The organism is Sphingobacterium yanglingense, from assembly GCF_004363245.1.
Taxonomy (GTDB): domain Bacteria; phylum Bacteroidota; class Bacteroidia; order Sphingobacteriales; family Sphingobacteriaceae; genus Sphingobacterium; species Sphingobacterium yanglingense.
Genome location: NZ_SNYV01000011.1, coordinates 69,021 through 94,243, shown reverse-complemented (window position 1 = coordinate 94,243; position 25,223 = coordinate 69,021). Strand labels below are relative to the sequence as shown.

Below are 25,223 nucleotides of genomic sequence, written 5' to 3'. Positions count from 1 at the left end.
TACAAAACCTGACACTAAACCAGCTCCAATGCTTCTTGTTCGCCCCGATCAAGATGACTCACCAACGTTGCATAAGCACTATCCCAGTCACCCGTCTTCAAAGCTTCGACGATTGCCCGATGCTCCCGCTCCGTATCCAGATAATCCTCCATCTGTCCTAGAATAGCCCCCAACTTCATATGAAACAACGGAATATTGCTGTTTTTATAAATTGCAATAAGTCTCGAATTACAGGTACCCTCAATAATCCGTTCATGAAAGCGAACATCAGCTTCGCATGCCCCCCCATAGTAACCTTTGCTCACCATATCCGAAAAATCACTACAGATAAGCTCTAGATCACGGATTACTTCTTCATCTCTCTTGGCAAACAGAATCTTAAGCGCTCCAATTTCCAACAATTCCCTCAACTCACGGATATCTTTCACATCTTCGACGGTCATCTTCTTCACAAAACAGCCCCCTTTCTCACCAAACTCCACAAGACTCTCTCCCGCAAGACGCATAAAAGCCTCACGCACAGCGACCCGACTAACCGCAAGCTTCTCCGCCCAAGCACTTTCAACCAACCGTGCGCCGCCAACCAATTGGCTTGACAAGATTTTCTTCCGAACCTCTATATAGACTTTATTCGCCAGCGAATCTTCTTTCATATATAATACTTTGACTTTTAACTATCATTATCTTGTTCCGACTGTCTCCGACGAACTCCTTGCGTCGAAGACAATCGGAATGAAATATCCATCCTTTTTTAATTTCGTGTTTACGCGACACGATCACTCAGATATTGTATACAATTTACCCCAAATCTAGGAATACAAAATCATTATTTAAAACCGACCTTCAGAATCACCATAAACACGCAGAGGTTTCAATACAAATACTTCTCCTTTAGCTTTCCAACTGGTCGTATGATTCCCTTTTAGGATATTAACATTAAATCTACTACTTTTTGTTGTATTATTTATATTCCAGAATCCATCTTTTATTCCTGTGACAATGACCTCATATTCTTTGTCCCCGGGTACATTGATTTCAACCTCTTCCTCTAGAAAACGATCTGATTTAGCAACAATTAGAATACGATCAGCCAATTGTATAGCATAATAATTCGAGTACTCTTTATATTTTACTGGCAATTTTTGAGCACCATCTTCTGTCATCTGAAAGACTGTGGCATAACTCGTATGAACCGCCCTTTCCTTTGGCTTGACCAAGACGCGTGTTCCTCTAGCTTCTGGCCAAGGTGACTTTACCTGATACAGATCCCCAAATACGAAAGCAGAAGAATCGCCCGAATGCAAAACCACCTCCCTTTCAGCTGCTTTTGGCTTAATCATATCAACAAAGGCAACACCTTTCTTACCCTTAAACTGACTATTCAAAACAAAACCATCCTCATTGACAATAGGCTTATTCAACGTATTAATCTGCCAATAGGGCTCAAAATCAGCATTATTCGTTTCCAATTCGTCCAACAGGACAATTACAGCCGGTACGTCTGTCCGTTCCATATTCAAGAACAAAAAACTACGCGCATAAGACTTCACCTTCGCAGAATATGCTGCTGTCAGGTCCACATTAAAATAGCTATAACTCGGTTTGATAGCATCTCTACCTGTTGCTGAAGCCCGAATCTCACCCGTATGGTACCAAGAATCGCTAAGAACCTCTTCTTTTGTCTTCGGAAAACGCTGACTAAATCGCGTACCGCCATCATTAGTCTTGGTACGGAACAATAGAGGTTCACTGGGATCCCGCACTAAAAGCATACTATGTGATGCAGAACGTTTATTAAAGTTAAAATCATAAGGTGAGCCATAGGAAAGATACAAGCCCAAATCTCCAACTTGCATACCATGGTGATAGATCTGCAAAGCTCCAGCATCTGCATGCTGATGGTTTCCAAAATGATAACCGCCTCCTTTTATCTCAGCCACCACATCACTGCTCGTCTTCTCTTCACTCCATCCCGTACGCGCCACCATCGATCCCAATATCGGCCCAAAATCCTTAGTCAAGGGGAGTTGCGACCGGTCAAAATCAGGTTTTATGTTCGGATCATTCAGCAATAAGAAAAGGACAGGATTATCCGGTAGCCCGCCCTGTTTCAAGAACTCAGCCTTTACCACCGCACTTCCAGAGTACGCATAGCAAAGCAACATAGTCTGTGGATTCTTCCAATAAAAATCATCACTGGAATTATATTTCACATTGAACATATCACCGTCACGCAGCATCTTTCCATCCGGAGTACGCATGTACAGCCAGTAGTAAGGCATATTCTTGATATTGTCATCGAATACAGGATATCCTAACATCCGGTAGAACAGCCAAGCACCATGCATCTCCCAACCAAAACGGTAACCGCCATAGTCGATACCCTGATTATGACGGGGCGATTGGTACTCGAATTTGCGCATTGGAACAAGCTGCTCCAACACACTATAAGATACATATTTATAAGGCTCTGGATCCTCATCATACACTGCAATACTCCAAGAGAGCATATCCCTACAGATCTGCGCCTCGTTGCCATGTCCATTGATGATACTCTCCAAGCCATAGAAAGGAGGCCAGCCTACTTCCATATCCATCACAAGCCGATTAAAGTCCTTACGCATCTTGGCCCGCACATCCACACTAATCAAGGAGTAACACCAATCGTACACCAATGCACCGGTATAAATAGCTCTACCCAACTCCCGCGTTATATCGCCATACGTCACATTACCCAACTCCAACACAGACAAATACCTTGATGCCAAATCTACAGCCTCACTCCCCACCTTCTCATTACCAGTCATTAGGTAGTAAAATGCCTTTTTCTCGATTACCTGCTCCAACTCTTCATTATAGAACATTTCCTGACGGTCATCCGTTGTGAAAGCATAAGGCTTCACAGCTACCTCTTTCACTTTATTCCAAGCTGGTGCATTTTCTTCAGCCAACAGACGTCCCTTGACGACAGGCAGACTTTCACTATTTACCCATAGTCTCGGCCTTTGTACCGAAGGAATCACCTTTGCTTGATAATTCTCTGCCTCAGCCGGAGCTACTGGCGCTACATAAGGTTTGATACGCACACGTTGTACAACTAAATTATCCGGCAACCATATCTTCAGATTATCACCAGCGCCCCGTATTTCAAATTTACCGAGCTCCTGCTTCCCTCCCATCATATTGTTGTAGACAATGCGTTTTGTAACCCGTTGCTCCCCCAACTGAAAATAAGCCACCTTTGTCAGCATCCCGGTCTTATCCGTTCTTTTTAGCAACTCCATATCCTTAGGCCAAGCCTCCGCTTCTAGAACATACCAACCGGTCTCGGGCACATCAAGCCGCAATTCCACATCATGCAAGCGATCTGGATATCCTTCTTGGGCAATGCCCTTCAACAGTACCCCACGCTCCTTTTGCCCCGTCACCCGTTCCAACTTCACCGTCTTCTTATTTACCTTTCCCCGGCTCAGCTCTACAGATACTCCCTCCTGCTGCCCATAAGAAACCGACATCAGAAACACTATCGCAAACGACAAAAAACACCTTTTCAACATCAAACTATTTACTATCAGAATTATACAATCATTACCTCAATAAGGAGGGAGTAATACTACTCCCAACCTGGATTTTGTGTCAATTTCGGGTTAACGTCCCTTTCCGCTTGAGGAATAGGCCACAAATAATAGTGATCAGGAAATCCTCGCTGTCTTATTTGTGTACCATTAAAGTCGGTCATCCATACTTTATCCACCACTGCCTTTGCGATCTTCCATCTTCGTATATCAGAGTACCGCTGCCCCTCTCCTGCCAATTCCACCATACGTTCATGACGTATCCGCTCACGCATTTGCTCCTGGTTCAAACCTGTTGGCAAGTTTGGCATCTTCGCACGTCCACGAACAGCATTCACAGCGTCATAAACAGACTGATCCGGTGTTGCTAAAGCCTCATTCTTAGCTTCTGCATACATCAGTATCACATCAGCCAACCGAACTAGAGGGAAATTTTGAGGCATATTATCCTGTAACGTGTAAACAGAGCCTGTTTCCACAAATTTACGCCAAGCATAGCTACCATTGGTCCACACCGGAACATAAGCATTCGGATCAGTACTTGCCACCGGAAACTTATACAGATAACTCACACCGCCACGTCCTACAAAAGTAGACCAAGGCACAACAATAGACTGATGCATACGTGGGTCACGTTTCTCGAACAATTTACGTACTGACGCCTCATCTTTCCAGTCCTCGACACTATTGGGATTAAAAACCTCCCCGTTTGCATTTTTATAATTTGCAAAATCGAAAGGCGTCCCATCCTCCATCTCATATGCGTTCACCAATTTCGGCGTAGGTCTCGTCCGCTGCGAGCCCGTTGTAGCCCCCCGGGCATTCCCATAATTACGATCCGTAGCGATACCGTGGCCTTTTTCAGCAATATACTGCACGTCAAAGATTACCTCACTATTATTATTACCCGCTACTCTAAACAGGTTATGAAAGTCAGCAAACAATTTTCTATCGCTTTTATCCATCAGCTCTTTAAAATCTGCAGCTGCTTTATCATACTCCTTAGCCCATAAATGTGCCTTACCGCGCATAGCAAGAGCAGCCCACTTCGTAGCACGTCCCTTGTTCGATGCATCATACGTATCCGGAAGCATCTCATACGCATCCGTCATATCCCGTACGATAAACTCGTACACTTCCTTCTCCGTATTGCGGACCGCGAAAGACTCATCCACATTTATAGGAGTATCATACAACGGTACGCCTCCAAAAAAGTCCCATAACTTAAAGTAAAAGTATCCCCTAAAAAACTTTGCCTCCCCAGTACTTCTCCTCTTTACAGCATCATTCATCGCAATATTCGGAATATTCTTCAGTGCCGTATTCGCACGGTACACACCTTTAAAAAATATCCCCCAGGAATCCAGATAGAATGCCGCATTTGCAGGAAACACACCTGTCGTCAATCCCGTTGCAAAAGACTGGTATGAAATATCGGTATAATCGTCCATCATACCATACATCACAATACTATTCGTAAATTCTCTATTGGCGTGATACAGCGTATTTACCCCCATCACAGCATCCTGCTCCGATTTCCAAAAACTATCCTCTGATAGCCCCTCCAGCGAATTTCTATCCAAGAAATTACTACAGGAACTCAAAAGAGCAAAAGCAAGCGAAGCAGCTATTATTTTATTAAATTTCTTAATCATGGCTTTTCGTTTTAGAATGTCACATTTAATCCCACTACCCATTGCTTCATCAACGGATACGCAACACCCGCATTCTCCGGATTATAACCTTTGAATTTTGTGAAGGTGAAGTAGTTCTCCAGATTAGCAAACACCCGAAGTCTATCCACCTTAAATCTAGTAGAAGTCTCCTTCGGCAATGCATAGCCGAGCTGCATAGATTTAATCCGCAAGAATGAAGTATTATGCAACCAATAATCGCTATACACCGTATTCAATGCACTTCCAGAATTACGCAAGCGAGGATATTCAGTAGATTTATTTTCCGGTGTCCAACGATTCAACACTTCCTTACTCTGCAAGAATCCTTCATTAATATTAAACGTATTGAAACCATCATTACCCCAATACTGCTTTACACCACTGACCCCATGAGCCACGACATTAAAGTCAAAATCTTTGTAACCGACACTCACATTCAGTCCATAAGTCACTTTAGGCAATCCCGAAAAATCCTTAATAACACGATCCTGATCATTAAATACTTTATCACCATTTACATCCTTATACAACATGTCTCCTGGTTTAGGCTCACCGCCGACATAGGTAGCAAATGTATAACCATCTGCTTTAAGCTGGTCGATCTCACTCTGATCCTGGATTATACGATCAAATTCCAACATATAGAAGCTGTTGAACGGCTTACCTTCCATAGTGATATAGTAATCACTAATAGACCGGTCTCCATTAAATTTCAACACCTTATTACTTAAGAACGATAGATTTCCATTCACCCCATAAGACCAATCACTTCCGATTTTACCGAAATACCCAGCCTGCAAATCAACTCCCCTATTACGCATTTCAGCCACATTCTGCCAAGGTGGCAAGAAATTACCCATGACTTTAGGGATAGGTAGTTTTGTCAAGATATCCGAAGTATTACGATCAAAATATTCGGCACTGAATGTCAACCTATTATTCAGCAGCCCCAGATCCAATCCAATATTAGAGATGGTCGTAGTCTCCCACTTGATCTTGCTGTTAGCAATCTCCTTAGGTGCCACTCCCTGATTCAACTGTCCACCAAACGGATACAAGTACGACCCGTATACAACTTGGTAAGTATAATCACCTATCCTATTATTCCCGAGACGTCCCCACGAACCTCTAATTTTGATCTCATCAAAGACTGCCTTCAACGGCTCCGCAAAAGACTCCTCTGTAACCCTCCAACCCGCAGAGAATGACGGGAAGAATCCCCACCTATTCTGCTTCGCAAATCGGGAAGATCCATCATAGCGTGCATTCGCTTCAAACAAATACTTTCCTTTAAAATCATAATTTAACCGGCCAAAATAAGACTGTAATGCATCATCAGTACCCGAACCATTTATTGCCTCCAGATTTGCTCCCGCATCCAAGATATATATCGCGTCATCCCCGAGTATATCGTTCTTTTTCGCATCAAACTTATCCATTCGGTTATACTGCTGATCGAAACCTACGAGAACCCCGATATTATGCTTTTCCGCTATGGTCTCACGGTAGCGCAATAGGGTATTCAACACCGTAGAGTAATTACGTATACTACCGTTGAACAAACTGCTAACACTTGGCTTCTTTTGATATTCCAGACCAGTCTGTAGATTCCACAAAGCAAAAGGCCTTGCATACTCCCAATTCCGATTATTATTATAATTGAATCCAAAACTACTCTCCCATTCCAGATTTTTCATAAAATTCACAATACTAAAGAATTTCAATCCTAGTTTCTGACGCTCATAGTCTCCCCTTACATTATCTACATAAGCCCGTGGATTAGACCCCTGAGGCATCCCTGGAAACATCTCGCCACCATAGCGTCCATCCTCATACACTGGTACCACACCAGGTGTTGTATTACGGATCGCATTAAAGAAACTCGCTACATCCAATGGATCACGGTTTGACCAGGAACCAAACACATTCCCGCCCAATGTCAGCACATTCTTTATCTTAGTGTCAGCATTAATTCTAAAATCATACTTCTTATATTCCGAATTATCGACCAGTCCTTTATTATCCAAGAAGCCCAGAGACATCGCAAAATTCCCTTTTTCTCCCCCTCCTCTAACAGACAACGTATGCTCCGTCAATGGCGAGGTATTCAACATCTCCTTATACCAATCTGTATTTGGATACAGTGGATTACCGGCAGCAGACTCTTTACGCCAGTTCTCGATCAACGCTGCGCTATACTTCTCGCGACCTTCGGATTCGTTGACCAATTCCATATGAGTCGCCATATCAGTTATAAAATCGATATTTTTAGCCACTTGTTGTCGGCCAAAATATCCATTATAAGTCACCGTAAAGTCCTCACCCTTCCCACGCTTTGTAGTTACTAAAATAACACCGTTTGCCGCTCTCGAACCATAGATCGAAGCCGAGGACGCATCCTTCAATACCGAAATACTCTCCACGTCATTGGGATTCACATCATTCAAGGTACCAGGTACACCATCGATAACCACCAACGGAGAGGCATCATTCATTGTTCCCTTACCCCGAACCAATAGATTAAAACCCTCTGCACCGGGAGTTCCCGATGTCTGCGCAATATTAAGCCCCGAAGCCTTTCCTACCAGAGCCGATGCTAGATTCATATTTGGTCGACTCACAGTCGATTCATCAAATTTAACACTCGAAACCGAACCTGTCAGATTCTCTTTCTTCTGCCTGCCATACCCCACGACTACCACCTCTTCCAATTCACTCTCGCTAGATTCCAGCACCACTGCCTGGACATTCGATGCGTCCACGACCTTGGTTTTAAATCCGATCGAACTAAACTGCACCTTGTCACTAGCCGAACCACTCAGTCGGAACTTACCTTCCGCATCCGTTACCGTCAATAGTGAGGTTTTGAGATTCTTCACCTCTACACCACGCACCGGCCGTCCCGCTTCGTCCAATACCTGACCAACTAGTTGTTGTTGAAAATTAGTTAAAGATCCTGATGGACTCAGGACAGAAGACAACGGGCTATGGGCGCTGAGGGGAGCTGGATTCGTACCAGCAAATGCACTCCATGTAATAAAGGGAACCGCTAATAATGCGTAGTTCCGATTTACCACGTCCCTGATTTTAAACTGCTTTAGTTTCATCGATACTCAGGTTAAAATGATTTAAATTAACGATTTATAATTCTCTAGTTATTCTGACTTTCGCCAACGAATCAGTAAAATAGTAGCTTTTTTTTCTAAACACTACACTGACACGCATCATAATGAATACAATTATATACATATTATGTATACAATACAATATATTTTTAAAACTTTTTATACTAGAAATATTCACATAATAGCGTATTCGTCTCTTAAATATACTTCAAGGCACCATACGAAAACGTTTTCGTTACACTAAAACTAGGTGTACAATTTATTTTGTATACATTTTGTAACACTTTTCAAACTACCAATCCCCCTACAAACTATTATCTACACTAAGAGTCAACGGCATTTAACGTAAATAGATATCCCATACTGAGCGGAGACACCATGAAACCCTGTTATCGTACCAAATGAGCATATTATCAATTTTCTACAAGACATGTACGTACAAAAACCTATAAAAGTCTATATTTGCAGTTACTTCTTCTAGACTGCTGACCATACTGTACTGAAATGAATAATAAAGGCATGATAGATTCTGATACCTCAAGCCATTCAAAAGAGCTTTCTTTTGAAGAGGTATACTATACCTTTTATCGTCCTATATTCTTCTTTACTAAACAATTGATCACCGACGAATTCGACACACAGGACCTCGTAGCAGATACCTTTTCAAAATACTACAGACAACGACACGGATTTCATCAACTGGAACAGGCCAAATCTTTTCTATTTACAACCGCACGCAATGCAGCTCTCAACCACCTAAGGCATCAAAAGCTGAAGACCGACAAAGGGACAGATATTGCAGAGGCCTTGCAGCAGCAATCAGCAGAGGACCATTTTTTTGACAAGCTCGTACTGACCGAACTGATGATCATCGTCTCCGAAGAGGTGCAACGTCTTCCAGAAAAGCAACAGGCCGTGTTCAGACTAAGCTATTTCGAGGACAAAAGCACCGAAGAGATCGCCCAAGAACTACATATTACTCCTGAGGCTGTATACAACAACAAGAAACGTGCTGTAGAAAAACTAAGAGTGATACTAAAGAACAAAGACCTACGTCTTTATCTGGCTTTTATCAAAATCTTTATCGCCTAACCTTCAAGACGGTTCTGCTTTACTTGAAAGCCTGATTTTTTTTCTATTCAGAGGATAGATTTTAAAAAGTCAAGTGTTTTAGTAAAAGTCAAACCGATCCATCAGTTGACGCATCATGAAGTAAATACGGAGTGTTCATAAGCTCCGTAAAGGAAATACAAAACGAATAATTATATATTATGAATGATAAGGCGGCAGAAATTGCAAGATTGCTTTTAGATAAACAGTCCAACTCCCTCTCGGATGCGGATAGCGAGATTCTGAACACCTGGCTGAACCAATCCGAAGCCAACCGCCAGCTCGCTAGCTCCGTAGCAGAGTCCGATTACCTCCTTCAGCAACTACAGGCCTATGACAGCATCATCATTCCCTCGCACGAGACTATCACAGGACACGAGGATAGGCAGGAGCTGCGATCCATTCCTCGGTCCTCGCGCATCCGGATCTGGATCCGCTATGCCGCTGCCATCATCATACTGTCCGCCTTTTCGTTACTTCTTTGGAAGCGTACAGAAACGTCAAGCATAGTAAGTGAAAAATACGCCGAAATAGACAACATATACCCGACTCAAAGCAAAGCTACCATCACCTTAGAAGATGGCAGAACCCTCCTCCTTGACCAGGAAGAGTCCGCTATTGTCATTGATCAACGCAAGATAGCGTATGCCGATGGCAGTCCTTTGGTCGATGTCGAAAAGTCAAAGAACAGATCCACCTGGATGACACTTGCCACCCCTATCGGGAGCACCTACCATATCATACTGAGCGATGGTACCAAGGTATGGCTCAATGCCTCTTCTAGTCTTCGCTATCCAGATCATTTCGAAGGCAACCAACGTCTTGTCGAATTATCCGGCGAAGCCTACTTCGAAGTCAGCAAAGACCCTAATAAACCATTTAAAGTACGCTCTTCCAGACAGGAGATACAAGTACTCGGCACACAATTCAATGTAGCTGCTTACGCCGACGAGCAAGTCTGGCGCACCACCCTTGTCGAGGGGAGCGTTAAGGTCAGTAATAGCCGCTCAGGTAGACAGCAGACCCTATCACCATCACAGCAGGCCGTTGTCAAGAACGATGAAATCATCCGACAACAGGTCGACGTAGATACCGAGATTTCGTGGAAGTCCGGAAAATTCAGCTTTGATAATAAATCTTTCGATCAGATCATGAAAGAGATGGGCCGCTGGTATGGTTTCGAAGTCATCTATGAAACCGAAAAGCCCCAAAACCGCATGATGGGCGATGCCTTCCGCACAGACAATCTACGTGCAGTGTTACGTTTTCTTAACAATAGCGGTATTCACTACCGCATGGAAAAAAGCGATAGCGGAAAGCAGCGTCTCGTTATCAGTAAGAGAAAGGAGGTCACACCATAAGCTGGGTATAACAACGGTATAACCGACGGCAGATCGACGTCGCAAAAACAAGGGAAGTGCTACCAACACTCCCCTCAAATGGTCTAAATGAAAACTAACTTATTTTTTACCTAAACCTTAACAAAGTTAATGAATATACGTTACTTAACTAGGGTCATGAAGCTATTAATGCTCTTTCTATCGGTGGGCCTATTACACGTCAGTGCCTCCACCTTTTCACAGTCTGTTACGCTTCGCGTTAAGCAAGCAAAACTGGAGGATGTGATCCGCTCCATCCGACAGCAGACCGGCTACGCCATCTATGTAGACCTTGATCACCTGGCTGGAGCCAAACCCGTCTCCATAGATGTCAAGAACATGCCCCTGCCCGACTTTCTAAATCTAGTTTTACAGGGCCAGCCACTACATGCTAAAATTGAAGACAAGACTGTAGTCCTCACACGCATAGCTACCCCTTCCCAAAGGACTAGTGTCAACAGTCCCAACGAAAACCAACAAGGCACCATTCGGGTACAAGGCCGCGTGATCGACTCCTTACAGCGCCCTATCCCCGGAGCCTCGGTACGCGTCATCGGTCGTGACATCGCCGGTCTAACCAATAGTTTAGGCTATTTCGAAATCCATCAGGTTCCTGAAAATGCAACTTTGTCCATCTCTTACCTTGGCTATGAACCTACACAGTTACGCGTCAGACCCAATCTAGGGGATATCCAATTGCGAGGTGTTTCCTCTGCCATACAAGAAGTTTTGGTCAATACTGGTTATCAGAAAATAGACAAAACCAGGCTTACCGGAGCTGCGACCGTCATGAATCAGGCCACCTACGACCAGCGTGTTTCCGTATCCGGAAATTTTCTCGAGAACCTAGAAGGTAAGATTCCAGGGCTCGTCTACAACAGCCAGTCAGGAGAGCTTTCCATTCGCGGTGTATCCACATTCGACGCGGTCAAGCAACCCCTAATCGTCGTAGATGGATTCCCTATGGAGATGGATTTATTCACGATCAATCCCAATGATATCGTATCCATAAGCGTACTGCGCGATGCTGCTGCAGCCTCCATCTATGGTGTACGGGCATCCAATGGCGTCATTGTCGTAGAGACACGTCGTGGCCAACAGGATGCCAAGACACGTGTCAATGTACGTGCGACCTACGGATTCCGTTCCCGCCCAGATTTCTCCTATCTTAATTTTGCACCAGCATCTGAGGTTGTGGACGTACAGCGCAAACAATTTGAACTGTTAAAACCTTCTGAAACAACCTACGAATTACTAGGCTATGTCAAGAATCCGGTATATGAGATTATGTTTGATAAAGCTGCAGGCCGTATTAGCGAACAAGATGCCAATAGCAAGCTGTCTCAGCTCGCTTCCTACGATAATGCAAAAGACTACCAGAGGCTATTCTACCAGCAACAGCATACCAGCAACCTCAATCTCGACGTCAGCGGAGGCAGCGCCAAGAGCACCTATCTGGCTGGAGTCAACTATGTGGGCGAGCGTCTCAATAACGTAGGCGACAAAAACAAGCAGGTCAATGTAAATCTTGCCAACACGTACAATCTATCTTCGCGTCTTACAGCCGATCTACGTGCTGTATACACCTACAAAACCAATGAAAGAGGTGGCCGTGTAGACTACCACAACTTTTACGCCTACGAGCGTCTGGTAGATGAGCAGGGCAATGCCCTACCCGTCAAATTAGGCCCTAAACGCGATAATTCCCTATACGCAGTTACGCCGGAGCGTAATGAAAAACTATTGGCCCTAGGCTTGTATGATCAATACTATTATCCTTACGCCGAGACCTATGCCAATACACAAAAAGGCAACAGTTCCATTGCCCGGCTACAGGGACGCCTCAATGGCAAAATCAACGACTGGCTTTCGGCCGAGATAGGTGGTGTATTCGAAAGCAATAGCGGTGTCAATGACCAGCTCACCACCGAAGACGCCTACCAGCTACGTGCGATGATCAACAGCCGTGCACGCAAAAACAAGCTGACGGGTGCGCCAGAGTTCCTTGACATCCCACGTGGTGACCAACTGACCCGCAATCACTTAAAAGAAAACTCATACACCCTCCGCGGACAGTTCAACTTCAGCCATAGATTCGGAGGTGATCAGCATGAACTAAGCGGAATCGCCGGTATTGAACAGCGGAGAATACTTCGTACAGGATCGAAAAACTCCTTCTTTGGATATGACGGACAAGTACTGGTATCCAAGCCTGTCAATTACCAGGCGCTGGGCGGCCTTTCTTTCCCGGCCTTTACCGAAGTGGGCAAAATGCTGTTCCCCTTCAGTATGGACAATTATATCGGTGAGACACATCACGATACTCGTTTTATGTCCTATTACATGAGCGGCACTTATATCTATAGTGGCAAATACATCGCTACAGGTAGTCTACGTCTAGACCAGTCCAACTTGTTTGGGGTCGACAAGAAGTACAAAAACAAACCTTTATGGTCTGCGGGCTTAAGCTGGCTGGCACATAAAGAAAACTTCCTAGCAGACAAAGAATGGCTCAGTGAGTTAAAAGTAAGGACTTCCATGGGATTCAATGGTAATGTACCTGCCAGTGACAGCGGCCCATTCCTCATCTTGCAGTCCCGTTTGAATATGGTTCCTTACGAGCCTGTCATCGCCAACAATATCCTCACTCCCGAAAACCAGTCTATACGCTGGGAGACAACGCGGAATTATAATGCCGGAATAGACTTCGGATTATGGAACAATAGAATCACAGGTTCGGTAGATGGCTACATCAAAAATTCATTTGATCTTTTTGGTCTGTACGATGCCGATCCGACGAGTGGCTTTAACCAATACAATGCCAATACCGCGTCGATACAGAACCGGGGACTAGAGTTTATTATCAGTTCGGCCAACATCCGTAAGCCCAAGTTTGAATGGCATACGGACCTCACCGCATCATTCAACCACAATAATGTGACTGCCGTCAAGACGACAGAATACAGCAACAGTCAGCTTATCGTCAGCAAAGGTGTCAACCGCAAAGACTACCCGATGGATGCCGTGTTCAGCTACAATTATGGAGGTCTTAACGAACGCGGTCAACCCTTCGTCTATAACAAGGAGAATATCCCCCGTGTGCTCAATTTCTATGGCAACAACGCAGTAGATGTACTATTCGACGACTTAGTATATAATGGAACTACTACACCAAAACGCGTACTAGGCCTTAATAACCGTGTACGCGTTGGTGACTGGGAACTCAGTGCGCTCTTGATGTACTATGGCGGCCATGTGATGCGGGTCGAACAGCCCAATCCGAATAACCTGGGCAACCTCGCTCCCAACAATCTACTTGCCGGAAGTACTGATTTCTGGATCGAGCCCGGCGACGAGAACCGCACCCGCATCCCTGGGTTCGCACGTGGCAATGCATCAAACCCACTGTACTTCAGTTCATATTCCTTGTACGGCTACCAGTATGCTTCTGAATATGTCAAGCGTGCAGACTACATCCGTCTACGCGACGTAGTCGTGACCTACAATGCCCGTGGAGCATTCCTCAGCAAGATGGGACTAAGCCAGACGCAGATCCGTCTTCAGGCGCAGAATCCTTGGCGCTACACCTTTAGCGACAACAGCATTGATCCGGAGGCCATCGACAAACAAAATGGGCAACGCAGGTTACTGAGTCAGCCTCCGATGTACAGTATTTCATTATTTGCCAAATTTTAATCCCATGAAAACGATCAAAACCAATTTGTTTTTAGTCTCTATCGGGATCTTAATTGGATTCCTTAGCAGCTGTAACAACTTTCTTGAAGTCAAGCCCAAAGGCATTATCATACCTGATAAGATAGAAGACTACGAAGGCATGTTATTCTCCCAGCAGATGACACTGGCCTTTCCGCCGGAGCTTCTCTACACGACAGACGATTTTTTTGACCTCTACGACGAACACAATCGTTCGACGCAAGCCAATTCCTACTACTGGCGTCCCGGATTAGATCCCAACGAGCTCACACCTCCTGTCATCTGGGGTCCCTATTACACACTCATTTACCATTGTAATGTGATTATCAATCAGGTGCCCGGTACCAGCAACGGCTCGGACAGCCAAAAGCAGCAGCTTATTGCAGAGGCTAAAGTGAATAGAGCATCTGCTTATTTCCACTTGCTTACAGCTTTCGCTAAGGCTTACGATCCGCAGACTGCAGCCTCCCTACCGGGTGTACCTTTGGTAAGCAGCACCAATGTAACCGATGCGATTCCACAACGCGCTACACTACAGGAGGTCGTGGATTTGATCCTTAATGATACCGAATCGGCGGTAGAACACCTTCCAAAGGTGAACAAAAATGGGTATCGCGTTACACAGAAAGCAGCACTTGGCCTATTGACGCGCGTATACCTATACCTTGGCAACTATGAAAAATCGTTGATTTTTGCGGACCGCACCTTAGCCAATCCCCATACCCTTGTGGACTACAATGATTACGAAGATGTCTACGAACTTCCCGAAGAAGAAGTAGGTCCCGAATGCGTATGGATGCAAGGCTCTAGCGATTACTCCGTGCCCTTATTTATGCTTTACTCCGAAGATCTTAAGAGTTATTACAACAGCAATGACCTACGCTATTTCCTCTTTTCGTCGACAAATAACAACGGTATCTTTTATGTATCACCTGCGGGGCGTTCCAATTTAGGTATTAGTTACCCTGAGATCTACCTCAGCAAAGCCGAGGCCCTAGCCCGCGCAGGCAAAGTATCCGAGGCACTGGAAATTGTCAACAGTCTTCGCAAAAAACGTATCTTAAAAGCAGCCTACACGGACTTATCAGCAGGCAACAAGGAAGAAGCTTTAAAGATCGTGCTTGCTGAACGGAGACGGGAGCTGGCCTTTAAAGGACCGAGGTGGATGGATATGAAGCGCCTAGATCGCGAAAACCGAATGCCCACTGTACAGCGCATCGACCCGAGCAATGGCAAGGTTATGGCTACGCTAGCACCAGGAAGCAAGCAGTATACCTTCCAGATCCCTGCACGTGTCCAACAGTTTAATAGAGGAATAATCCTTAACGAAGAATAATTAAAGAACCATTGTCCCTGCTCATGGGCAGGGACAAACTCAAGATACATGACGATGAATAATAAGATAAAGCTACTATTTACCACATTAGGCCTATCCACGATCGGCACTGTAGCCTATGCACAGCAGGTCAGCCTGCAGGGGCGCATCCCCAATCCCGAATCACAACAGCAGACACTCACCCTATCACAGGTCAATGGTTATAAAGCAGCTGTTGAATTAGCTGAAGACGGCACTTTCAAAGCAACATTTCCTACCCTTCAACCCGGACTGTACCATCTCGAAAAAGTTGGAGAACTCTATCTTGCTCCTGACTACCAGCTACAGGTTACGGTTAATAAAAATGGGAAAAACACCTTTAAAGGAAAGGGTGCCGCCGAAAACCAAAAACTATACAACAGCCGCCAGTCCCTATCCCGGTTTATCCCAAGCTCGCCCGACGGCCCGCTATTCAAGGCCTATGCCATGGATATTCCTGTGTTCATTTCCCAGCTTGACAAATACCGTACATTTGTCGCAAAGCAAGCCGCTGGCAGCCGCGATGATTTCTTTGCTTCTACACTCAACAACGAGGCAGCCCTTGCAACAGGTCTAGCCCTGCGCAGCTATCGGATCTACTACGGAGCCGATTCCGTCAAACTGGCCAATTTCTACCGCTTCATGGATAGTTCAGACCGCACGGCCCCCAATGCCACTGCACGAATAGACTCCGCTTACAAAGCAGCTCATACCAGAAGCTTTACAACAGACGAACGGAAACTCGTCGATTCATTAAACTACGAGATGTTACGACTGGATGATGTACAGTCATTTAATCAATCTTCAGCATACCGCAATCTCTTAGACAGCTGGATATCGGATCGTGTATACAAAAGCGGACTCTTGGGCAGCAAAGGTTTTGAAAATATGCAGCTGGCACAGATCCATATCGCCAACACCCAACTCAACGATCCTACCATCGGTGGACACTACCGGTATCAGTTTTCCAGCGCCTACCTCAAACTGATCAAGGAAGATGCTGAGGCCGATAAGCTATACCAGAGTTTTATGAGCGACCCTACCAATGCAGCCTACCAACCAAAAATGAAAGCCATATACGACAAGCGGATGGCGGTACGCAAAGGCAAACCATCGCCCGACTTTAATTTCGAAAATATTGACGGTGGGCAGAGCAAACTGAGCGACCTACGTGGCAAGTATGTCTATATCGATGTATGGGCGACCTGGTGCGGTCCATGCAAAATGGAGATCCCACACCTCATCAAGTTAGAAAAAGAGCTACATGGCAAGAATATCACCTTTGTCAGCTTATCCCTTGACGATCAAAAAGACAAACAAAAATGGAAAGACTACGTAGCAGAAAAACAGCTAGGCGGCGTACAGGTCATATCCGACAAAGCTTTTGACACGGATTTTGTACAGCTTTATAACATCAATGCCATTCCAAGATTTATTCTCTTAGATCCTGAGGGAAATGTCGTATCACCGAATGCAAACCGTCCTTCCGATCCCAAATTAAAAGAAGAACTACTATCGTTATTACAATAACTACCTAAATAGAGAACATATCAATGCGAAGGAGCCCCATAAAGGCTCCTTTACTATTTTCACTGTCGCCCTCCTGAATTTTCACCTGACTTTTTCCGCTTTTCACCGAAAAATAAAATCCTTTGGTCGAAAGTCCATTTCCTACCTCACCATTCTCCCCTACTTTTGAATCAACAAATAAGAAATAAAAATGATAACAGACGCAACCATTTAGAAACAACGGGCGTCTTATCAACAAAGAAAACAGATTAACAAACAAACGACATAAACAAAAAAACAACAGCCATGTACAAACTTATCGCCATCATCACCGCCAGCTTATTTGCATTCGCTTCTGGATTTAACGCCTCAGCCCGAGAAACAGTCAATCCGTTGAAAGATGTAAACGCAAACAAAATCACCCTCACCTACGCAGAGGCAATCACATCTGGCAATACCGACTTCAACAAACACCTGTTCACTGCAGATTTTCAGCACCTCAATTCGGCAAGCAACGAAGTATCCGATAGAGCAGCCTATTTAGGTTTCTTAAAAGCAAATAAAGGCGTCAAATATAACTGCTCGACCGACTACGAAATATTAGATCAAGCAGGCAAAACATCCGTAGCTAAGGTATCTATGAAATTCGAAACCTTCACCCGCGTAGATTACATTACCATGGTACAATCTGCCGATGGATGGAAAATCAGCAAAGTGGTAACGACTTACCCGTAAGATATAGATTTCAGGAATCCTCAAACTGAGGATTTTTGTTTCAACCTAGGCCCGCAGGAGTGTGGGCCTTTTTTCTACTCCTTCACTTTCTTCACTCCTTAACCTTTTCTGTTAAAATAGGCAAAGATCAAGACTGTTTACCCTATGTTCATCATGACTTCGTAAAGCTACACAGCCGGGGGCCAAAGTTTCCTTTGTCCTCCATGCCAGAGTAATTAGCTTTTATGCCACTTGAGCCGTGGCGGGGCTCCTCCTTTTTATCCAATAAGTGTTTGTTTTCAAAGGAATGGATGAGGACTTCGTCGTTTTCCGCAAAAAAGGAGGCAAAAACCGGAACGAAGTGTAGCTCAGAGAAGCTAAACTCATCGCTTAAAACTTTTGACACAAAGGTTCTGCATCCCACTACAATTGTCAAAAATTTTACAGGCGATAAATTGAGTAATCGTAAGGTAGTACTACCATTATCTAGATAAAACGGCCTAGGTTGCGCAAGGCGTAAAGAATTTCGATTATTTCTGATAAACAATCAGACTTGTCTGAGCGAAGTGAGTTTGTCTTATTGCCAGAAATAAGAAGACAATTTAGCCGAGCAACCAAGCCTTGACCTTTTGGTTCCTTTTCTGTCAAGAGAAAAGGAACTGGCCCCGCCGCGGCTACTGAGCGGCATAAAAATCTATTATAGTTAGTGACTAGCTGCTTCACAGGCTACCAATGACAGATTACCTTTGGTGAGCTCGCAAGCTTGGTTTACAAACTATATCGTCATACCGAGCGTAGTCGAGGTATCTAGAAGCTATATAATTAACCCTATACAGTTGATAGACCCGTTCGATTCCGCTCCGCTACACTCAGGGTGACGTTACTTTTATTGTCATTAAAACTCCGCTGTGTTCTGTAAAAAATCTTACCTCTCGCAGTGACGAACGGTGTCCTTACTCCTTACTCCTTACTCCTTACTCCTTAACCTTCTCTGCTAAAATAGACTGCTTCACAAGTTCGCAGTGACGAACGGTGTCCTTACTCCTTACCTCCTCCCCACCAGAAACGTCAACCGTATAAAAGCCACTTCAGATCGATCCTTAATCTCCACCTCTTCGTCCAACGTCTTTATCTCTACACCATCAATAAACACCACAAACAGACCATCTTCAAAGGCCTGAAATGCTGTGTCCAGCGCCTTATCCTCGACTACCTGCTGCAGGTTATCGATATCACCAAAAGCAATCTTTCCCGCTTCCGCCTGTTCCTCTATCTGTTGCGGATTGAGGAAGGAGACCAACGGTATCTCCTCCCTCTTCGCATTATATCGCTTCACTTCAGTTGTGACACATGCCACAATCAATTCCTTCAATGTCGCAGGTACCGCTTCCAATACATAGGGAACACTGATTACCCGCTTCTTTCCCAGTCGCTTTAATTGTAGTATCAGCTCCATGCGTTAGGCATTAATCTGTTCCAGAATCGTTGGGTCCTTAATTTTATTATCTTGAGCCAAGTAGCGCATCTTACTGATAATCTCGGCCGATTTCGGATCATCATCTACAAACGGTAAGAACACCCTTCCTCTATGCTGACTCTGTACCGGTATAATCGAAAGCTGTCTTCCGCCCTTGCTCACCATCCCACTGCCCAGGTGAATACTGTACTCCGCCAATTCACCACGCACCAAAATATGACGTTCTTTGACCTCAATATTATCCAGGCCAAATAAATGCGCACTCTCCCGTGCCAATGCTGCCCGCATCTCCATACTGCTATGGCTAGCCTCCGGATCCACCTCACCGACATGAGCCACAGACACCACCAGATCCATATCCCGCATCACTTCCGAGAAAATCACTGGGTCGATCGCATCAAACGGCAATAACGACCTATCTTTCAGCGAGTAGAAACATATCAGTTCCAATGTCGGTGCTTCCACATCCGAAGGCGTAAACCAGTCCGCCATAGCAAACATAGTCACCAGATACCCCTCCTTGTGGAATACCTTCTGCAAGCCCTCTTCATAGCTTACCGTCCATCCCCGGCCACGCAGTAGTGCCACCGTTTTGTTGGGCTGTATCTGATGCCCCTGATACCGTGTAGACCGCGTACGCTGCTCCATCTCATCCGCAGTAGGCACATAGAGCTCGCGGAACACCTGTTTAAAAGGCTGCTGCATTTCATTTACAAACAGATAGCGCTGGAACAAATCCCACTGTACCGAGTGAAATAAATCATACGGATGGGCGATGACCAATACATCCTGATCCGACACCGGGATGACCTTACCATCCGTATCCAGCAAGCCCGATTCCGACCAGAAACCCGCCTTTTGTGTTGCCGGTACATACAGCACCAGTTTGCTGAGCATCGCTTTTACAATCGGGTGCTCCATAATCTGGCGCAGCTCTACCACCGAGTAACTGTCTCGACGCAACATCGAATTCTCTAAAGCCAGCTTCGTTCTCGAAAACTGCTTTGTCAAATAAGACTTGCCCTCTTTCAGTGCCTCGATCAGCTTGTTCTTCTTATACTTGTCCGGAATACTCTTCAGTGCCTTGTCCTTCCTGCTCACCAGTAATTCAGCCTTCCCTTCATCATCCACCGTCAGCTCCACCCTCACATCATCCACCTCCACGACCGACTCCTGCATAATCTGCTGCGTAGCCTTTCCTTCCATTGCCCACACAAAGCGTACACTATCTTCAAATCCTGCATTCCGCGCCAGGTTATCCAGCCCGATTTCCACGGCATTCTTTTCACTCTCTTGGCGCTGTGCCCCAAACTGCTTACTCTCCTTGAGGAAAGTCTGCAATATATTATAGCGTTTCAGCAAATCTGCCTCCGGATTCGTCTTAGAAATCGGAATCAGTCCCAAAGCCATCACATAATCCTTATCACGCTTCTCATTAATCTTTTTAAGCGTTTCCGTAATCTTCGTCTCCCCCAATAGCACCGACGAATAAGTCTTCACCCTACGGTAGCCCATCCCATCAGAAAGGTATTTGGCCGACTCATGTACCAACTTCCAGTTCGCTTTCCCTAGGTTCGCATACACCCGTTTGAACCAATCAATATCAATAGCCCCTTTTTGAAAATCATTCCGTGGCACATTCGAATAGCGCGATATAACAGTCTCCTTCTCCGCATCCATATAATCCGTCGTATGCGCCAGGAACCACCATACCGCCTCTTCCAGACTCGGAATCTTCATATAGTCCCCCAGCCAGTCTGCCCATTGCGTCGCATAGCAGGACACCTCCACCAGCCGCTTCTTCTCCAGCTTACTTGCTTTAAGTTGTTTAGCAAACTCCTCAAAAGGTTCCTCCTCTGTAGGATGGCATTTCTTCAATATATGGCTAAACGTATATTTCTTATCCGTATCCCTACCGTAGCTATATCCCCTGTCAAAATTCTCTTTACCTATACGCTGCAGTACCTCAAAGAAGTACTCCGTACCCTCCACTTCCTGAATCTTCGAAATATATGGCGACGCTTCCGTAGGCATATCCCCCCGCTCCAGCTCCACCGTAAGCATATTCTTCTTCAGCAGGCCATTTATCTCCGGGATCGTATAGTGTTTGAGGCGGTTCGTATGATAGTTCTGTCCCCCATCCAATATGAAAAACATATCCTTGTTCAGCAGGGATAAAAACAGCAGGTCATCATTATTGATCAGCTGTAGGCTATATGCCTTAAAAATATGCTCAAAACTTGGAATATCGACCTTCACATTGCTCGAATTATCAAACAGCTTCTTTAAAAAAGGCACCACGTCCTTTACAGTCCCCATAACCTGTCCCTGTCCCAGCTGCTGACAAGCAATATATAACCGCAATTGATACAAGCGTAGCAACTGCGCTTCGTCATAATACACATGATCCTGATCCATTATCGGGTAGAACATCCCATCTATCATATACGTCCAGCGAAGGGATTGATTGTAGAAATACTCCGGGTTATTGAAGGTAACGCTCTTCAACTCTTCCGGGAAGCGTGCCAAACTATCTTCCAGCACATCCAGCTTGTACGCAGCCCAGGTAGGCTTGTCCGCATATACATCCAATAGATAGTTTATTATCGTTATTATCTTGTTCGAATCACTCTGATACAAGTAGTTTATCTTATCATAATTAAGACCATCAAATTCAGGTATATATTGCAACTGAAAATCTTTCAGATCAGCTTGCACCTCTTGTCTATTATATCGTCCTCTGATATACCAGATAACAGCATATAGTTCAAAATCATTCAGCTCCACTTCTTTGTACCAAGATTTCCAAACTTCTGCCAGGGGAAGATTATCCAGTCTCTGCATCGCATCGCTATCCTCTGCAATGCGGTTTATTCCCGTGATCCTATGCTGCAGTAGGGTCGTTTCCTGAGCTCCCTCATACCCTTCGTAGGTATATTCCATCTTTTTATGCGCATCAAATAAAGCATAAAGTTTATTCACACCTTTCACCGTCTTCTTCGCATCGATCAGATCCGGAAACAGAAAATCAGACTTCTTAAAGCTCAACAATTTCTTTTTAGGCTTTTCAAACTGACTTTTCGGCAACTTAAAATCCGTTAGCGCATTATAATCTATAGCACCAAAGCCATTCGCCAATGTAAAAGCCGCAGCAACAGACTCATTATCCAGTTTAGCGATAAAGATTGACTCGTTCTTATTCAGCTTACGGGCCGCATACTTCTCTTTCTGTTCTTTGATATATTCAGTCCAGTCCGCATCATCCTGCAATATCGTCAGCATCTCCAACCCGCCTAGGCGCTGATCCACATTCGAGGATGTCAACAGGCGGGACAGCGCAGCTTTCAACACCTCAGTAGGCTGTTGCAGCAAGATCTCGATAGCAGCCTTGCGCATATCCTTCCCTTTACGGGACAACAGGTTTTCCAGCAGCAATACATCTTCTTCCAGTACAGCTATCGAGCGCATCAGATTAATTCCCGTAAAGGACACCGAGGTATTCCGATCTACTATCGCCTGCCGGATTACCTTCCGCTGCCAATCGTCCGCTTGGAGGTCCATCTGTGTGACCTTCTCGCCGTTACTTTTAAAGGACCAGCTATAGGTAAAATGATCCGGGAATAATTTGCGCATCAGTTTTTCGCGCGAACTCGAAGGTATCGATACCAGGTCATCCGCCAACTGCGCAAACTGATGCGGCTGCAGGTAGGCAAACATCGCATCATAGATATCTTCCGGCTTGATGGTATAGTTCATCCAGGCAAAACCTCTTTCCGAATAGACCTTTCCTGCCGTTGGCAATTTGCCCGCCAAAGCCACAAATTTGGCCATCAGTCCGTCCGACATCTCATGCATCGCCAGATTAGACAATAACCAATAGCCCAACTCTATATCCTCGTCAGCATGTATTTCCGCATAAGCCGTCAAGTCCGTATTCGTCCGCTCCGTCGCCCGCATAAAATACAATGCCACCAACTTTGACATCAATGCAGACGATTCGCTCGTAACCACATCGACTACCAATGTATTAGCCTTATCTACATCCTCAATCGCTTTAGCCCAAAGTGCCACATAGAGCTCAAGGTTATCCTTTGTATCCAATACCCCCTCCACCTGCTCCGGATGTTCCAAAAACTGTAGCGCCAATTCCAGGACACGCTTTACCGTAGCCGTCTTTGGCGCCTCCCAACCAAAACCGAACCAGGTATCCACCGCACGCACCACCGAAGAAAAGCGCATCAGGTTATGTTCCAATATCAGCTTGATAAAACGCTTCAACGCTTTGACCGATGTAAAATCCAAGGTCTCCAGTATGGTCTGCCGCAAACCTTCTTGCTGCTGTGCAGCCAATAGCAACTTCTCCACCAAAAGATGGTTCCTATCCTCTTCTGTCAGAAGCAAAGCCCTGATCAGCTCCGTAGACACTCCTCCGATTTCATGTTCGCCAAGAAAAATCTCTTCCAGCAATGGGTAGTATTTCTCAGGCTCATCCATGAGCAATAAAGCATAATATAAACCAATATCCTGCACATTCTGATACACATCATACTGCATCTTATCTAGCGGATCCATACTGTTAAAGCCATTGTTCCCACCATAGTAGATAGAAATCAGCCTTCCCAGTTTATTCTTCGAATACGCCTGCGAAGGATCTATCCGAAACGAGCGTTTAGTATATCTATCCTGATAAGGTAGACTATCCATAAAATCCCATATCCGGGTAATATAGGGGCCTATCCCTGTGCCATAAAGCAAGTTCGCCAACTCAAGTCCTTCCTTCGTGTTCCAGGGATTCGTTTTCGAATCCGTACCGAACTGCTCCTGATAGCGTCTAAAATTAGACGAATAGTCGTAATACTCTGAAAGTTGGTTTGTGATATAAAGTCCTAAGATCTTATACGGTTCAGAAAAACGCTCAAAATCTTCTTTGGGAATCGAGATCTTATCATGTTGTGTTATAAACTCTCTGGCTTTTTCAGCGGGGATCATAGATGATAATTATTAAAGTGAAAGATACGTCATTAAATACCCCAAATTAACTAATTCATCTCAATTGCTGAAATTTTGTTGCCCCAACAACTACCTACTGGCAGACAACATGCTAACCGCATTACAGAGACTTCCTAAATAATAAGAGGTACATCCTATAAGACAAAGTACAAAATTGTTTGCAGAAATATTGAACCTGTTTTATATCCGTTGCATGCCATTTACAATTCGTCCTTGGGTATATATAATCGGCCTAGCGGCCGTCGCCTTCTTCACTTCTTCACTTCCTCACTACGTTTCCAATGACAGATTACCTACGTTGAGCTCGCAAGCTCGGTTTACAAACTATGTCGTCATCGCGAGGCTACGACCGCCGAAGGCAGATGCGTAGCAAACCGATCTATAAACCATATATCGTAAATCCGTTTTAAGATTGCTTCGTTTCCGCCTACTGGCTGATCTTCGCAAAGACGGATTACCTTTGGTGAGCTCGCAAGCTCGGTTAAAGTTAGACACTATCATTAAAACTCCGCTGTGTTTGTTAAAAAACTAACCTCTTGCAATGACAGATTATCTACGGTAAGCTCGGTTTGTAAATCTA

The 25,223-nt window shown here is 44.8% G+C and carries 14 protein-coding genes; 7 read left to right on the top strand and 7 right to left on the bottom strand.

The features are described from left to right. Positions 1-14 precede the first annotated feature (14 nt). The 4 genes from CLV99_RS02625 to CLV99_RS02610 all read right to left on the bottom strand — a co-directional run bounded on the left by CLV99_RS02625 (position 15) and on the right by CLV99_RS02610 (position 8,358). Positions 15-653 (bottom strand): GntR family transcriptional regulator, encoded by a 639-nt coding sequence (locus CLV99_RS02625; protein WP_133582932.1) that lies wholly within the window; start codon positions 651-653, stop codon positions 15-17. Positions 654-830: 177 nt separating this feature from the next. After that, entirely contained in the window at positions 831-3,539 is a 2,709-nt protein-coding gene (locus CLV99_RS02620) for a hypothetical protein (RefSeq protein ID WP_133582931.1), read from the bottom strand. A gap of 74 nt (positions 3,540-3,613) precedes the next feature. Continuing rightward, positions 3,614-5,230 (bottom strand): RagB/SusD family nutrient uptake outer membrane protein, encoded by a 1,617-nt coding sequence (locus CLV99_RS02615; RefSeq protein ID WP_162849982.1) that lies wholly within the window; start codon positions 5,228-5,230, stop codon positions 3,614-3,616. Positions 5,231-5,241: 11 nt separating this feature from the next. Further along, positions 5,242-8,358: a SusC/RagA family TonB-linked outer membrane protein gene (locus CLV99_RS02610; protein WP_133582929.1), complete on the bottom strand. Its 3,117-nt coding sequence runs from the start codon at positions 8,356-8,358 to the stop codon at positions 5,242-5,244. Positions 8,359-8,880: 522 nt separating this feature from the next. Here CLV99_RS02610 and CLV99_RS02605 point away from each other — a divergent pair. From CLV99_RS02605 to CLV99_RS23290, 5 genes are all read left to right on the top strand, one after another. Next, a complete protein-coding gene (locus CLV99_RS02605) occupies positions 8,881-9,468 on the top strand; it encodes a sigma-70 family RNA polymerase sigma factor (RefSeq protein ID WP_133582928.1) in 588 nt (195 codons plus the stop codon). A gap of 179 nt (positions 9,469-9,647) precedes the next feature. Further along, complete coding sequence (locus CLV99_RS02600) at positions 9,648-10,847, top strand: FecR family protein (RefSeq protein ID WP_133582927.1); 1,200 nt, start codon at positions 9,648-9,650, stop codon at positions 10,845-10,847. 156 nt (positions 10,848-11,003) lie between these two features. After that, a complete protein-coding gene (locus tag CLV99_RS02595; RefSeq protein ID WP_162849981.1) occupies positions 11,004-14,561 on the top strand; it encodes a SusC/RagA family TonB-linked outer membrane protein in 3,558 nt (1,185 codons plus the stop codon). A 4-nt stretch (positions 14,562-14,565) separates the two neighbouring features. Beyond that, positions 14,566-15,915 carry a RagB/SusD family nutrient uptake outer membrane protein gene (locus tag CLV99_RS02590; protein ID WP_133582925.1) on the top strand — a complete coding sequence of 450 codons (1,350 nt, stop codon included), beginning with the start codon at positions 14,566-14,568 and terminating at the stop codon, positions 15,913-15,915. Positions 15,916-15,969: 54 nt separating this feature from the next. After that, positions 15,970-17,463, top strand: coding sequence for a TlpA family protein disulfide reductase (locus tag CLV99_RS23290; RefSeq protein ID WP_211348389.1), 1,494 nt, complete (start codon positions 15,970-15,972; stop codon positions 17,461-17,463). 4 nt (positions 17,464-17,467) lie between these two features. On the opposite strand, the gene CLV99_RS02580 is transcribed toward CLV99_RS23290, so the two are convergent. Beyond that, positions 17,468-17,701 (bottom strand): hypothetical protein, encoded by a 234-nt coding sequence (locus tag CLV99_RS02580; RefSeq protein WP_133582924.1) that lies wholly within the window; start codon positions 17,699-17,701, stop codon positions 17,468-17,470. 47 nt (positions 17,702-17,748) lie between these two features. On the opposite strand from CLV99_RS02580, the gene CLV99_RS02575 reads away from it, so the two are divergent. After that, positions 17,749-18,177, top strand: a complete 429-nt coding sequence (locus CLV99_RS02575) for a nuclear transport factor 2 family protein (RefSeq protein WP_133582923.1) — start codon at positions 17,749-17,751, stop codon at positions 18,175-18,177. 1,024 nt (positions 18,178-19,201) lie between these two features. Here CLV99_RS02575 and CLV99_RS02570 read toward each other — a convergent pair. Continuing rightward, complete coding sequence (locus CLV99_RS02570) at positions 19,202-19,612, bottom strand: hypothetical protein (RefSeq protein ID WP_211348387.1); 411 nt, start codon at positions 19,610-19,612, stop codon at positions 19,202-19,204. 3 nt (positions 19,613-19,615) lie between these two features. Then, a complete protein-coding gene (locus CLV99_RS02565) occupies positions 19,616-24,622 on the bottom strand; it encodes a DUF4132 domain-containing protein (protein WP_133582922.1) in 5,007 nt (1,668 codons plus the stop codon). A 214-nt stretch (positions 24,623-24,836) separates the two neighbouring features. Between CLV99_RS02565 and CLV99_RS23105 the strand changes: the two genes are divergently transcribed. Beyond that, on the top strand, positions 24,837-25,013 hold the full coding sequence (locus CLV99_RS23105) for a hypothetical protein (protein WP_162849980.1): 177 nt from the start codon (positions 24,837-24,839) through the stop codon (positions 25,011-25,013). Positions 25,014-25,223 lie beyond the last annotated feature (210 nt).

Coding starts and splice junctions, on each gene's coding strand:
- CLV99_RS02595 (WP_162849981.1), top strand. CDS start 11,004: ATGAAGCTATTAATGCTCTTTCTATCGGTGGGCCTATTACACGTCAGT.
- CLV99_RS02625 (WP_133582932.1), bottom strand. CDS start 653: ATGAAAGAAGATTCGCTGGCGAATAAAGTCTATATAGAGGTTCGGAAG.
- CLV99_RS02565 (WP_133582922.1), bottom strand. CDS start 24,622: ATGATCCCCGCTGAAAAAGCCAGAGAGTTTATAACACAACATGATAAG.
- CLV99_RS02605 (WP_133582928.1), top strand. CDS start 8,881: ATGAATAATAAAGGCATGATAGATTCTGATACCTCAAGCCATTCAAAA.
- CLV99_RS02590 (WP_133582925.1), top strand. CDS start 14,566: ATGAAAACGATCAAAACCAATTTGTTTTTAGTCTCTATCGGGATCTTA.
- CLV99_RS02615 (WP_162849982.1), bottom strand. CDS start 5,230: ATGATTAAGAAATTTAATAAAATAATAGCTGCTTCGCTTGCTTTTGCT.
- CLV99_RS02610 (WP_133582929.1), bottom strand. CDS start 8,358: ATGAAACTAAAGCAGTTTAAAATCAGGGACGTGGTAAATCGGAACTAC.
- CLV99_RS02570 (WP_211348387.1), bottom strand. CDS start 19,612: ATGGAGCTGATACTACAATTAAAGCGACTGGGAAAGAAGCGGGTAATC.
- CLV99_RS23290 (WP_211348389.1), top strand. CDS start 15,970: ATGAATAATAAGATAAAGCTACTATTTACCACATTAGGCCTATCCACG.
- CLV99_RS02600 (WP_133582927.1), top strand. CDS start 9,648: ATGAATGATAAGGCGGCAGAAATTGCAAGATTGCTTTTAGATAAACAG.
- CLV99_RS02575 (WP_133582923.1), top strand. CDS start 17,749: ATGTACAAACTTATCGCCATCATCACCGCCAGCTTATTTGCATTCGCT.
- CLV99_RS23105 (WP_162849980.1), top strand. CDS start 24,837: ATGCCATTTACAATTCGTCCTTGGGTATATATAATCGGCCTAGCGGCC.